This is a genomic window from Solibacillus sp. FSL H8-0538 (assembly GCF_038003525.1).
GTDB lineage: Bacteria > Bacillota > Bacilli > Bacillales_A > Planococcaceae > JBBOPI01.
This window is the reverse complement of record NZ_JBBOPI010000001.1, coordinates 1795952-1809280: the sequence shown is the minus strand read 5'-3', so window position 1 is coordinate 1809280 and position 13329 is coordinate 1795952. Positions and strand designations below refer to the sequence as shown.

15 protein-coding genes are annotated in these 13329 nt (G+C 37.7%); 5 read left to right on the top strand and 10 right to left on the bottom strand.

The window, feature by feature from the left end:
* Positions 1–143 precede the first annotated feature (143 nt).
* Entirely contained in the window at positions 144–521 is a 378-nt protein-coding gene (locus MHH87_RS08500) for a nucleotide excision repair endonuclease (protein WP_340748883.1), read from the top strand.
* Between the two features lie 171 nt (positions 522–692).
* Here MHH87_RS08500 and MHH87_RS08495 read toward each other — a convergent pair whose 3' ends face one another.
* Positions 693–1274: a hypothetical protein gene (locus MHH87_RS08495; protein WP_340748882.1), complete on the bottom strand. Its 582-nt coding sequence runs from the start codon at positions 1272–1274 to the stop codon at positions 693–695.
* A 372-nt stretch (positions 1275–1646) separates the two neighbouring features.
* Between MHH87_RS08495 and MHH87_RS08490 the strand changes: the two genes are divergently transcribed.
* The gene (locus MHH87_RS08490) at positions 1647–2324 is read left to right on the top strand and encodes a M50 family metallopeptidase (RefSeq protein ID WP_340748881.1); all 678 of its coding nucleotides are present in this window, start codon (positions 1647–1649) and stop codon (positions 2322–2324) included.
* Positions 2325–2389: 65 nt separating this feature from the next.
* On the opposite strand, the gene MHH87_RS08485 is transcribed toward MHH87_RS08490, so the two are convergent.
* The 7 genes from MHH87_RS08485 to MHH87_RS08455 form a co-directional block, all read right to left on the bottom strand.
* Positions 2390–2959, bottom strand: coding sequence for a 5' nucleotidase, NT5C type (locus MHH87_RS08485; RefSeq protein ID WP_340748880.1), 570 nt, complete (start codon positions 2957–2959; stop codon positions 2390–2392).
* Between the two features lie 18 nt (positions 2960–2977).
* A complete protein-coding gene (locus MHH87_RS08480) occupies positions 2978–4060 on the bottom strand; it encodes an FAD-dependent monooxygenase (RefSeq protein WP_340748879.1) in 1083 nt (360 codons plus the stop codon).
* Positions 4057–5166 carry a bifunctional diaminohydroxyphosphoribosylaminopyrimidine deaminase/5-amino-6-(5-phosphoribosylamino)uracil reductase RibD gene (ribD, locus tag MHH87_RS08475; RefSeq protein WP_340748878.1) on the bottom strand — a complete coding sequence of 370 codons (1110 nt, stop codon included), beginning with the start codon at positions 5164–5166 and terminating at the stop codon, positions 4057–4059. Before ribD ends, MHH87_RS08480 begins: the two co-directional genes overlap by 4 nt.
* 11 nt (positions 5167–5177) lie before the next feature.
* Positions 5178–5912 carry a GTP cyclohydrolase II gene (locus MHH87_RS08470; protein ID WP_340748877.1) on the bottom strand — a complete coding sequence of 245 codons (735 nt, stop codon included), beginning with the start codon at positions 5910–5912 and terminating at the stop codon, positions 5178–5180.
* Positions 5913–6157: 245 nt separating this feature from the next.
* On the bottom strand, positions 6158–7603 hold the full coding sequence (gene panF / locus MHH87_RS08465; protein WP_340750940.1) for a sodium/pantothenate symporter: 1446 nt from the start codon (positions 7601–7603) through the stop codon (positions 6158–6160).
* Positions 7603–7863 carry a YhdT family protein gene (locus MHH87_RS08460; protein ID WP_340748876.1) on the bottom strand — a complete coding sequence of 87 codons (261 nt, stop codon included), beginning with the start codon at positions 7861–7863 and terminating at the stop codon, positions 7603–7605. The genes panF and MHH87_RS08460 overlap by 1 nt, the downstream gene beginning before the upstream one ends.
* A gap of 134 nt (positions 7864–7997) precedes the next feature.
* The gene (locus MHH87_RS08455; RefSeq protein WP_340748875.1) at positions 7998–8981 is read right to left on the bottom strand and encodes a diaminopimelate dehydrogenase; all 984 of its coding nucleotides are present in this window, start codon (positions 8979–8981) and stop codon (positions 7998–8000) included.
* Positions 8982–9332: 351 nt separating this feature from the next.
* On the opposite strand from MHH87_RS08455, the gene MHH87_RS08450 reads away from it, so the two are divergent.
* The 3 genes from MHH87_RS08450 (at position 9333) to MHH87_RS08440 (ending at position 10516) form a co-directional block, all read left to right on the top strand.
* Positions 9333–9806 (top strand): hypothetical protein, encoded by a 474-nt coding sequence (locus MHH87_RS08450; RefSeq protein WP_340748874.1) that lies wholly within the window; start codon positions 9333–9335, stop codon positions 9804–9806.
* Positions 9794–10087: a YxcD family protein gene (locus tag MHH87_RS08445; protein ID WP_340748873.1), complete on the top strand. Its 294-nt coding sequence runs from the start codon at positions 9794–9796 to the stop codon at positions 10085–10087. Before MHH87_RS08450 ends, MHH87_RS08445 begins: the two co-directional genes overlap by 13 nt.
* A 96-nt stretch (positions 10088–10183) precedes the next feature.
* A complete protein-coding gene (locus MHH87_RS08440; RefSeq protein ID WP_340748872.1) occupies positions 10184–10516 on the top strand; it encodes a nucleoside triphosphate pyrophosphohydrolase in 333 nt (110 codons plus the stop codon).
* A 31-nt stretch (positions 10517–10547) separates the two neighbouring features.
* On the opposite strand, the gene MHH87_RS08435 is transcribed toward MHH87_RS08440, so the two are convergent.
* Positions 10548–10802, bottom strand: coding sequence for a hypothetical protein (locus tag MHH87_RS08435; protein WP_340748871.1), 255 nt, complete (start codon positions 10800–10802; stop codon positions 10548–10550).
* A gap of 357 nt (positions 10803–11159) precedes the next feature.
* Positions 11160–13295, bottom strand: coding sequence for a 5'-nucleotidase C-terminal domain-containing protein (locus MHH87_RS08430; protein WP_340748870.1), 2136 nt, complete (start codon positions 13293–13295; stop codon positions 11160–11162).
* Between the last annotated feature and the right edge of the window lie 34 nt (positions 13296–13329).

The window sequence follows — 13329 nt, the reverse complement described above, 5'->3', positions numbered from 1 at the left end:
GTTTTTTATTAATACTAATTTTCGACAAATAACCGCAATACCCTGTAGTTTCGTCGTGAATAATTATTTTAGGGATTTTAATAGCGAATTGGGCATTTGTATTGTACAATAGAGTCTTAATAATATGAGGGACGTGAATTGTTTTGATTAAAATTGAATTACCAAAACCAGACTTAGTTATTCGCCAACGTGAACAAGTGTTAAAGCCAGGAGATGTAGAAATTACACCTTACCACGGATTTATCGATTTCCATAAAATCACTCGTGAAAATGGTGGTATTTTCTTCTTCTACAACGAAAAAAACGAGCTTTTATTCGTAGGGAAAGCACGTAAAATTCGTCAACGTATTAAAAAGCATTTTGAAGATAATGTTTCTCCAATGGTTAAACACCGTGATGAAATTTTCAAAATCGAAGTATATGAAATCGAAGATCCAATGGAACGTGAAATTTACGAAACATACGCGATCAATACATTACGTGCTAAATACAATTTAGATAAAGTATTTTTCGAACGTTAATTAATAAACAGCCAGGCTATTTTTTACGCCTGGCTGTTTTTATTTTTGTCTTCCTAATCAAAAATTGAAAGATACAACTCACCCAAAATAGGGCTAGTTCATGTCTTTACTTATGTGGATGAGCAAGTTTTACACTAAAAAACGCTCCTCAATAAGAAAGGTGCTTCTCCATTAAAATCCAATCATTTCGCTGATTTTATTCATATCAGCAAGTACATAGTCTTTTTGACGTAAGATGTCTACCACCCATGTCTCAATCGGTTTCACTAAGTTCACATCTGGCTGCTCGTTATGGTGAATCGAATTCACTAGAAAATCAACCATCTTTGTGCGATCCTCGTAAAACTGCGTACGCATATGAAAATCCTTGTTTACTTCTACATTAAATAGCTTACCTAGACGGATTACCCCATTATTCATCATTTGCTCACCATATAGAGAAGATCCAACAAGTGCAAGTTTGTCATTAAATGATAATGGCATTTGCTTAAAATAGCCCTTCATTAATGCGAGTGTTTTTTCTGTTATTAATTGAAGTTGTGCTTTTTGAGCCACTGATAGTTGTTTCGTTTTTTCAACAACCGGAAGAATGGTATACGTTTCATCTAGTAATGCCTTTGCTTCTGAATAACGTATCCCCAAATGGCCCTTTTTAACACGTTGATAAATTGTTTCTGCAACAAAGACGCGTTGTAAATAAGATGTTAATAAAATTATGCCATTATACTGAGTTTTCGGATCGTTATTTGTCATTAGAAATGACCCCCTTTTCTCATCACTCTATCGGTCATTTCAAACCCTTGAGTAGTACTAAAACGATACCATATTTTCCACCTAGCGAAAAGAGAATCCTAATTTGGTATTATTAATTAATAACTTTCCCCAACCTTTCAAATAAGTATTATGGATTCTGTTCAAAATTAAAAACTGCTTGGTCAACACGGTTATATATTGCTGAAAATTTGTATTAGAACATGTTCATCAACTAACCCATCAACCTAGTATTTTACTTTTTACTCTAAATAATAGAATATAAGTAAGCCCTTCTATTTCTCATATTTCTACAGCTCATTTTTGTAAATTGTGTATTATAATAAATAAAAAAGAATACTAAAAGAGGTTTTTATGATTTTGGGTTATCTAGTTTTAGCAAGTGTCACTGTATTTATCGATGAAATTCTTCACTATTACAAACGTTCAAGTAAATTACTTTCATTTTTCAGTAGTATTATCCAGTTATCTTATACACTTGTTCATGAATTTTCTCATGCGATTACGACTGTTCTTACAAGAGGAAAGGTTTTGGAAATGAAATTACATTATAATTTGAGTGGTCATGTACGTAGTAGTTCAAATAATTGGTTTAGCCGCGTTCTAGTTACGTATTCTGGTTACACGCTACCATGCTTAATATCGATTTTCTTCTTTAATCTGATGTATTTAGAAAACTTTCAATGGATTATCATTTCTTATATGATTATGTCCTTCATTTCACTTATTTTCATTCGAAATCTATATGGATTCTGTTGGATTATTGGGTTTATTGGTTTACTTGGTTGGATTCTTTATTTTAATAATCCAATCATTATTACGCATACTGCCATTTTCTTAAGCAGTATACTATTGATCTCAGCGGTTTACTCCGGCTTTCGAATTTTACTTTTCACATTTAAATTTCCTGGTGAGGATAATGATGCAACGTCATTGTCGAAGAATACTTGGATTCCAGCAAAGATTTGGTCTTTTTTATTTTTGATTCAATCTGTACTTACAGGAATTATTAGCGCTTTAATCTTTCTTTAATCTTCAAAAGCGCTTACCACTAAAAAAAACAGATGAAATCGTCATTTTGATTTCATCTGTTTTATTTATTTAATCGAAAACACTAACTTACTAAACTCCGCCCAATTTTTCATGCGCGGCATGGCAACGTTTTGATTGTACGATTGATCAATGACGAATACTTTCGTTGGTACGTTCCTTAATGTTTCAAGTACAGCTGGCTTATCATCAAAATAATAGTCTAGCTCAAGCGTTTTAATCGTGGCAATTTTTTCATCGTCCTGCATTCCACAAAAGAAGTTTTCGTCCTTTACTGGGAAGCCTTGCGCTTTCATCCATTCACGCGTATTCGTGCAATAGTGCTTCGGACGAGATGTTATATAGTATATGTCGTGACCATCACGCTCTAATGCGAGTAACACTTCAAGAGCCCCTTCAAATGCCGGACAGTCTGTAAAATAAATCTCTTCCATACTGTTTACCCACATGTTGCTGCCTTGTTCTTTTGTCAGCCCGAACGGTTCATGAATTTCTACTGTTGGAATGGCGCGGAACACATCCAGTCCGAGTTCCTTAGCTAATTTATTATTATATAAATGAAAGGCGTGCTCTCGTAAATTTATTAATGTATCGTCAATATCAAAACCAAATTTCATGGTATATCCTCCTACTACTTACAACACGATATCAAATTGTGCAGCAAAACCTTGCTCTTTTTCAATTTGGATCGCCTGAATCTTTTCTACCTCTCTTTGCCGTTCTGTTGCGCACAATAATAAATCAAGTTGTGCAAGATAATTTTTATCAATAAGGTTTGACAAAATATCTGCATCTCTCATTGCACTGTTTAAGCCAAATGCACCAGTTGGAGTCATTGTATGCACGGCATCACCTAAAAGCACTACGCCGTCTTTACCCCAATTTTCCGTTGTACTACTAAATACATCAAGCAGCACAAAATCCTGCCATGATTGGATATTTCCATGAACTGTTTCTTGTAACTCTGGAAAAGCCGCAATGAGTTGTTCAATAAACGGTGTAAATGGCTGTTTACGCAAAGTTGAATAGGAACCTTTTTCGATATTCCAACCGATTTGAATAAAGCCTTTTGCCTGTGTAAATAAGGAAATTTGCATCCCCCCAATTAACGCCATTTTAATCGATGGTGACCAATTATTCGGAGTTGGAATTCTTGCCCATAGTAAATCATAGCCATGATTACGAATCGTCACGTCAATATCCGCTTTTTTACGAACCGTTGAAGAACGCCCATCTGCACCAATTATGAGCTCGCTTTCAATAATCACTTCTTCATTACCTTGCAGCGCTTTTACCGCATAATAACGCCCATTTCCATCCTGTAGTAACTCTTTTACGGTCGTATTTAACATATAGTTGAAAGACGGAAACTTCTGTGCAGCATCGGTAATTACTTGTAGTAAATGCGCCTGCGGGACATGGATTCCTAAGTGACCGACGTTTGGATCAGGGGCAATAGTTTTAAATAACTTCCCTTCATGCCAGTATTCAAGCGTTTCCATTCGTAATAAGCCGAGTTTTTCAACCTCATCAAATAACTCATATTTCTTTAAAATCGCTTCGCCTTCTTCATTTAAATGCTCCCCGCGAAATGTTTTTGCTAATTGATTTGTACGTTCTACTAACATAACAGAAACATTTTTCTTCGCTAGTAAATAAGCAAGGAGCGCGCCGCCCGGACCTGCCCCTACAATACATACATCAACTTTCACATTCACTGCGTATCACCTTGTTTTGGGTACGCCGTAATACGCAAGTCATCACCGATTTTTTCGACTTCACCAAATTCAACCAGCTGTGCGGCATCAATTGTTTCAATGTCTTCACCAGTGAACGGTGTAACTGAATTTCTGCCACCTAATACTTTCGGTGCAACATAGACGAAATATTTATCAATAAGGCCTGCACGTAGGAATGATGCATTAACTGCACCACCGCCTTCAACAAGAATATCTGTAACACCTAGTTTATAAAGTTGCATTAGCACTGCCTCTAAATCAAGACCAAGCTCTGTTTGCGGAACGACCATCACTTGTATGCCTTTTTTTTCATAGAAAGCAACAGCTTCCAAATCTGCGTTCTCACTCGTCACAAGAATCGTTTTTGCCTCTGCCGTATTCATCACATTGGCATCAAGTGGCGTTCGCAAATTGCTATCTAAAATAATTCGCACAGGATTTTTGCCGCCGCCCTGTGGTAAGCGCGTCGTAAGGGAAGGATTATCGGCTAGTACTGTGCCTACTCCTACTAAAATGGCGTCTACTTCATGCCGAAGCATATGCACATCTGCGCGCGCTGCTTCACCTGTAATCCACTGTGAATGACCTGTATGCGTAGCAATTTTACCATCTAACGTCATTGCAAACTTAGAAATAACGAACGGACGAGCTGTAATCATATTATGAATAAAGCGTTCATTTAACCGTCTTGCTTCGTCCTCTAACACGCCTACCTCTACTTCAATACCTGCATCACGTAGGAGCTGTATGCCACGCCCCGCCACTTTTGGATTTGGATCTTGCATCGCTACAACAACTCTAGCTACTTCTGATTCCTTTACAAGTTCCGCACAAGGTGGTGTTTTGCCATAATGTGAGCACGGTTCAAGCGTTACATATAGAGTAGCGCCCTTTGCATGCTCACCAGCCATATTAAACGCATGTACCTCAGCATGGGGCTCCCCTGCTTTACGGTGTAGACCAGTGCCAACAATAACACCATTTTTGACAATGACAGCTCCTACAAGTGGATTAGGATTGGTATTCCCCTTAGCACTACTTGCTAAATCAAGTGCAAGCCGCATATACTGTTGATCGGTTTTCATGAGACTTCCCCCTAGACGATTAAAGTTTCTTTTTCTAATATATGACCAGATTTCTTAACTTTCGTTTCTAGGTAGAAGCGGTTCGTATCAGTTAATCCGCCCCATAATGGTACGTTTCCAGCTGCAAGTAAGCCATGTTCTTTTAGCGCAGCGAGTTTTTTGGGATTATTTGTAATGAGCGTTACTGGCTTTTGACGTAGAACCTCTAGCACTTTAATAGCGTCTTCATAAGAGCGAGTATCATCTTCAAAGCCTAATGCATGATTTGCCTCAACTGTATCATGGCCTTCTTCTTGTAATAAATAAGCTAATGATTTTGAGAATAATCCGATACCACGGCCTTCATGATCGGCTAAATAGAAAATGGCACCACAGCCGTGCTCAACAATCATTTTCATCGATTCGTGTAATTGATAACCGCAATCACAACGCTGGCTTCCAAAAATATCACCTGTGTGACAAATGCTATGCATACGGATAAGCGCATCATCTGCGTTTGCAAAATCACCATAGACTAAAACTGACGACTGCTGGCCGAATGCTAAGTTTGATTTTGCTAATGACTGTAGGACATCTTCTTTTGAGTCCGTTGCATTAACCGTTAACCATGAATACCACTGGAACGTTGCTTCAAAATCGCCTTGCTTGATTGGAAGTTTCACGGGTCCTACTACGCTTAAATTTTGTTGATCATTACGCGCAACTAACTGCATTTTGTCACGTAAAATATCCACTGTGTTTTTCATCTATATCACCAATTTCGTTAATTTTTTATTTTAAACTTACTTTATGTAACCTAGTATACGTTAATAAGCCGAGAACGTCAATCCATAGTAACTTAATCTACAAAGTATTAGAAAGATACAGCTCCCCCAAAATAGGGCAAGTGATGTCCTTACTTATCTGGATGGAAAAGTTATCATTTCTTATCCACTAAAAAAGCAGTGTGAAACGTCGCGACGTTCACCTGCTTTCTTTTATTATTAACTCACTAAAAATGATATTCTTGTAAATTTTTCGTTTTTTGTGTGACTAAGCTCACTACTACAAATACAATGAGTGAAATAACAATAGGAAGCGTAACTGTGTGCATACCAAATACATGTGGTGCAAATCGGTCAATGGCAATATAAAGGACTAAACCAACAACCATCGAAGAAACAGCCCCGTATTTATTTGCCTTCTTCCAGTATAGCCCGAAAATGACACTCCATAAAAATGCTGATTCTAGTCCACCGAATGCAAACAGGTTCAACCAAATAAGGAAGTCTGGTGGATTAAGTGCAAATAATACAACGGCCATTCCGATAATCGTTGTAACCCAGAAGCTACGTGACTTAATTTGCTGCTCGGTCGCGTTCGGATTAATAAAATTTAAATATACATCCTTCACAACGGTCGAGCTAACTAAAATAAGCAGCGCATTTACAGTTGACATAATAGCTGCCATAGGAGCAGCAAGTACAACGCCCGCTAGTAATGGAGGTAATACTTCCAACGTCAGAAGCGGCATTACTTTATCGCCAATTTCAATGCCTGGTAAAACAGGACGTGCTAACACACCGATTAAATGCATGCCGAACATGATTGTCCCGATACCCATTGTACCAATAATGATCGCGCGGTGTAAGCTTTTTGAATCCTTATAGCTCATCGCACGTACCGCAATTTGCGGTAGTCCTATGACACCCAGACCAATTAAAATCCAAAACGTGGATACGTACAGCGGCGTCAGTGAACCGTCAGCACCGAATGGAGAAATAAAGTCCGGATTCTCCGCCACTAAGCTATGCATAATGTTTTCAACGCCTCCACCAGCGATAACTGTTCCAACTAGTAAAATGATTGTCCCAATAATCATTACAGAACCTTGCAAAGCATCCGTTAATGCCACAGCTCGGAAACCACCAATAACAACGTACACTAATACAGAAGCCGCAAAAATAAGTAGTGAAGCCGTGTAATTTAATCCAGTTAATGACTCAATTAAACGCGCACCCCCTACCCACTGTGCAGTCATGGACGCAAATAAAAAGACAATAATACTAATAGCTGAAATAATAATGACTGCATTGCTCTCGTAGCGCTTCTTTAAGAAGTCAATTAAAGTAATCGCTTCAAAGCGTCTCGCCACAATGGCAAATTTCTTACCAAGTACTATTAATACAAAATAACCTGCAGGCAACTGTGCCATTGCAAGCAACACCCAGCCGAGTCCTTTATTATAAGCAACACCTGGACCTCCGATGAAGCTTGATGCACTCCCGTAAGTTGCCATCATCGTCATAGCAAGAATAAAACCGCCCATTTCACGTCCGCCAAGGAAATATTCCTGCATAAACGAATCTGACGTACGCACTTTTTTATTTGCCCAAATGCCAATCCCAAATATAGCGATTAAAAAGATTACAAGTGGTATGATAACTTGCCAATGTATCATTGATCATCCTCCTCTTCAAACGGCACTTCTTTGAAAAAGAGCTTCATTGTTAACGAAATAAGCACAATCATGAAAATCGTTCCTGCAATACAGCTATAGAAAAACCATGCAGGGAAACCGAATACATAGCTATATTCGAGCGGGTCACCTGAACCTAAACCATATGCAAAGCCGTACCAAATCGAAAAATTGATCACGACTAACACGACACCCATTAATGCTTCGCGATGTGCAATTTTAAACCGTTTATCTTGCACAAAAATCAATCCTTTCTTACCTTTTTAAAAAGAGACTCCTTTATCATACTTATGAAGCATGAAGAATGGAAGGTTTATCATGCATATTTCTTAAAATCAAAAAACGAAACCGCCGAAACGATTTCGTCCAAATATTATAGAAGTTCTTTGCGTAAATCTGCCGCTGATTTTGGTGATAATAAGCCAAATGGAATATCAAATACCGTTTTTGCACCGCGTGCGCCTTCAGCATTTAGTTTATGTGCAGCACGTGCATACGCTACGAGGACACTTGAAGTAAACATTGGATTGCTTTCAAGTTTAAGTGAGAACTCTAAAATTTGCTTGTCCCCTGCGCCACTTTCTCCTGAACGAATTACAAATCCGCCATGTGGCATACCAGCATGGTTAGCTTTTAACTCTTCTTCAGATATGAAGTTTACTGTTGTGTCATAGTCTGAGAAATAGTTTGGCATGGTAATAATTTCTTGCTCGATTCTTGAAGCATCTGCGCCTTCTTTAAGTACGATGAAGCATTCACGTGCATGTTTTTCGCGTGTTGATAGTTCTGGATTTTCACCACTACGTACACGGTTTACAGCTGCTTCAATTGGTAATGTGTACTGAACACCATTTTTCACGCCTTCAATGCGGCGAACTGCATCAGAGTGACCTTGGCTAAGGCCCTCACCCCAAAATGTATATGTATTTCCTACTGGTAATACTGCTTCACCAAGTAAACGATTCAATGAAAATAGCCCTGGATCCCAACCTACAGAAATAATTGACACCTTACCGTTTTCTGTAGCCACATCGTCTACAGCATCAAAAAATTCCGGGATTTTTGCATGTGTGTCAAAGCTATCGATTGTATTAAACCACTGCGCGAAATGTGGAACCTGTTCTGGTAAATCTGTTGCAGAGCCACCACATAAGATCATGACATCAATTTGACCTTTAAAATCAGGTGCTTCCTCTACTAAATGTACGGCAACACCAGCTGTTTGAATGCTTACTGTAGATGGATCACGACGTGTAAAAACCGCCACAAGCTCCATATCTGGGCTTTGACTGATTGCAGCCTCTACACCACGTCCTAGATTTCCGTAACCGACAATCCCAATTCGAGTTTTACTCATATAATTTCCTCCCATAATAGGCAGGCTAATTCGAAATAATTAACATGATGATGTAAATTCTGAATAGCCTCTAAATTTATAATTCATCATACAATTAAGTATAAAAATACACAACTGTTTTTACAATAAAGCTGAGAATGGTAACAAAACTAGCGGCATCTGTTAATATGAAAAAACTCTCCTAATTGATTAGATCAAAATATAATAACATTTTTTCTTCCTGATATAAGAAAAAATCACGTAAATGCACAAGCATTCCGTACTTATCATTTTTCAGTCTCAGAAAATTTTGATATACTAATAAAGTAAAAGCATACAATCGTTATGTTTAATAAATTTTGGGGGATCAACATGAAACAACTAACAGCAATTTTTTTAGCAATGACATTAATGTTTTCTAGTGTCGGAACAACGTTATTTTTCGGTGATGAACATCAAGTTGAAGCAAAATCTTACAAATCCGGTAAGAAAAGCTACAATAACAACTCAAACACGAATAATAATACAAACATCCAAAATAAAGATACAGACACAACAACAAATCAAAATCCAACAACTACTAATAAAACAACAGATTCAACAAAAACACCTGAAAAATCTAAAGGTGGCTTTAGTGCTGGGGGCTTAATGAAAGGTTTATTAATCGGTGGTATAGCTGGTATGCTTTTCGGTAGCATTTTTGGTGATATGGGCTTAATCGGTTCAATCCTTGGCTTTGCGATTAATGCATTAGCAATTGGTGCCATTATCTTCTTCCTAGTAAAGATCTTTAAAATGGTTACACGTAAAAAAGACAAAGAGGTATCTGACGGTTGGAAAAACTAACATTACTAGAACAAGATATTACGAATGCACTTTGCCTTTTCCATGCACGTTTTAAAAACGTACAGCCCGAAACAGTAGAAATTGAACTAATGTATGATGATGTAGCTGGCTTTTCAGCGGAAGCTTATCTCAATGGTCAAATGGACGTTTACAATACGGTGAACTTTATTACTGCACTTCGTCTTTACATTGATGAGCAGCTTGGACGCGATTCAATGTCTGCGCGTATTATGCTTGATTTGCATGATGAAGAAGGTATTATTGCGAATATTGAATGGTAACCAATCGGCGTCTTCGGGCGTCGATTTTTTTAGTTAAGCAAGTATAACTTTCTAATACAATTTGGTATGATATGGATATGTATAGGAGGTTGTAACATGATTCAATTAAACAAACTTGTACGCGATAAAGTCCCTTCCCTCGTGACAAAAGATGGTGGTAGCTATTCATTAAAGCTATTATCCCCACTTGAGCATCAGCATGAAATTACGAATAAATTATTTGAGGAATTAAGTGAATATAGCACGGCTAGCGGAAAAGTCGAGGCTCTAGAGGAATTAGTAGACATAGTTGAATTAATTTATGCCGCAGTGAAGCTACATGACGTTTCGCTCGAAGAATTCGAAAGTATTCGCTCGGCTAAAAAGAAGCTTAAAGGCGGTTTTGAAAAAGGGATTTTTTTAAACGAAATATCCAATAATGACGAATAAAAAGCACGGGTAGCTAGTTGGCTGCCCGTGCTTATTTTATATCAAGATTAACAAATTCTTTGCGATTCACTTTACGATCTAAAATATAATAGTTTCTCACATTTCCGCTAATGAGCTCTACAAAAAACGTAATTTCCGCTTCCGTATACAAAGGCCATTGTCCAACTGCCCACAAGCCTTCAGGGGTCGGAATTTTATGGAGACATTCAAAAACTTCAAAATCATCAAAATGCAGCAAATAATTTCGACCATCATATAGTGAAGCAAATATTAAAAAACGATCCATTTAACCCCCTCCATTCTATTTTAGTAGATAAGAAAGGACAGTATCTCGCCCTATTTTTGGCAAGATGCGTCTTTCTATTATACTACTATATATTTACATTTATGGCATTGGTTATTTGATATTAATTGAAGCTTGAACGAAATAGGTAAATAGTATAGTCCAATAGAGAAAAGCCGTTTCTATACAGGTTTATATAGAAACAGTTTCTACTTAATAGTCTGGCTAATAGTTAGTTGTTAACTCTTATAGCCGACGAAAATGTCCACTAGTGGACATTTTCGTTCCTAGTGTGAAAAGTATTTTTCCAAAAAAGAGAACTACTCCAAAATTTTGTTTTGGAGTAGTTCCCGGTATACCTTATTTAACTGCAGCGTCTGTAATACGACCTTCTGTAGTTGTTTTAATTTCTGTTAATGATTTTAGCTGATCTCTGAAGTTTTCCCAATCTGACAGACCTAAATCTGTTACACGGCCTTCTTCATATGCCTTTGCAAACATTGAGAATCCGTCTCCACCTTTTGCTGTGAAGGCATTTGTTGCAACTGTATATGTTTCGCCATCTTTCACATCAACATATTTACCAGTTGCTTTATCTAAATATTGTAATGACACAAGACGTTTACCTGACTCTTTTGACGAATCATAAACTACTTTTGCTCCTGAAACATGTAAGAAGCCACCATTTTCAGCTGGTGCATTTTTCACAGATACTTCCATTGCAGCTTTTAGTTCAGCACCTGTTACGTCCATTAAAGCAAGAGTATTTCCATATGGAAGTACTGTAATCACTTGACCTACTGTAACTTTACCTGCTGGAATTGCCTCACGGATACCACCACCGTTTTGTAGAGCCATTACGACTGTTTTCTTTGTGAAGTTTTGTGCTTTCGCTAACATGCCGTCAGTAATAATATTACCTAGTGCTGTTTCGCTATTACGAACGCTTGTCGCATTCGGCTGTGCTTCAGTCGCTCTTGGACTGACAAGGTCTTCTTTAAGCGTGACGCCAATTTCGATTTTTGAAATGCTATCTACTTTTTCTTTATATGGCTTTAACATCGCTGTAGCTGTTTCATCTGCCACATAGTCAGCGATTTTTAATAACTCACCTCCGTATTCAATGGCAGCCCCTTGTTCATCAAATGTTACATCTAATGTACCTAAGTATTTACCGTATTCATTTGCTTGTACAATAATTGTCGCATCCTTCGCTTCACCCACTGTATTTTTATCAACTACAATTGGCTCGTCTAATTGCGTATGTGAGTGGGCACCAACGATAATATCGATGCCAGGTACATTTTTTGCTAGTAGTAAATCATTGTCAACTTTTGAATTGTCGTCATAGCCTAAATGAGTTAAAGCGATAATTTTGTTGACACCCATTCCTTCGAATGCTGCAACTGCTTTTTTCGCTTCTTCAATATAGTTTTCGAATTTCACACTGCCAACGAAGGAGATATCTTTCGTTTCTTCAGTTGTTAAACCAAAAATACCTACTTTTTCGCCGTTAATTTCTTTCACCATACCTGAGTAGATTTTGCCGTTTTCAGGTTCGCTTGAAATCAAGTCCGTAAATAAGCCTGTAAACTTTGCATCTCCAGAGAAATTAACGTTTGACGTAAGAATTGGGAACTTCGCCGCTTTTATGAAATCAACTAATGCTTTGTGTCCTTCTGCTGATCCACCTAAGTCGAATTCATGGTTACCTAACGTCATTGCATCAAATTCCATTGCATTTAGAAACTGGACATCTGCTTGTCCTAAAAACTCATTGAAATAAAGCGTCCCGCTAAATGCGTCACCTGCATGAAGTAATAAAGCATCCGGTTTCTCGGCTTTTTGCTCTTTTACTGCTGTTATTAATTGAGGGAAAGTTTCGACACGTCCGTGCGTATCATTGACATGAAGAATTGATAATTCATAACCTTCAACTTCCTCTTCTTCGCCAGCGAGAAGAATAAGAGCCAGTATACTAGCTAACTCAGCACGTGTCGTATTTTTAGTAGGATTGAATTCAATACCTGATCCAGTTACTAGTGCAAGAGCTTCATCGGTAGTTAGTTCACCAATAGTTGTAAAAATTGCTGCTGCTTCTGCATGTGTAATTGGTGCTGAAGGACGGAATGTATTATCTTCAAATGCTTTCACAAATCCTAAATTTTCAAGTATAGCTATTGCATTGTAATATTGGTTTGATGGCTTAATATCTGCAAAATTTGGATTTGTCACATCTTTAGTATCTAACCCTAACACTCCAACGATCATTTTCGCTGCTTGACCTCTTGTTACTGATGCGTCTGGTTTAAAAGTGCCATCTCTAAAGCCTTTAATAATACCCGCTTTCGTTAAAAGCTCAATGCTTTCAGAATGGATATGTGATTCACTAACATCAGAAAATGATTGCGCTGCCGATACACCTGTTACCCCAACTGCAACTGCTGTAACTGATGATAAAAGTGCTGCAGTATAAAATTTACGAGATTTCTTCATTAAAAATAAACCCCTCTCAGTTATATAATTTTTA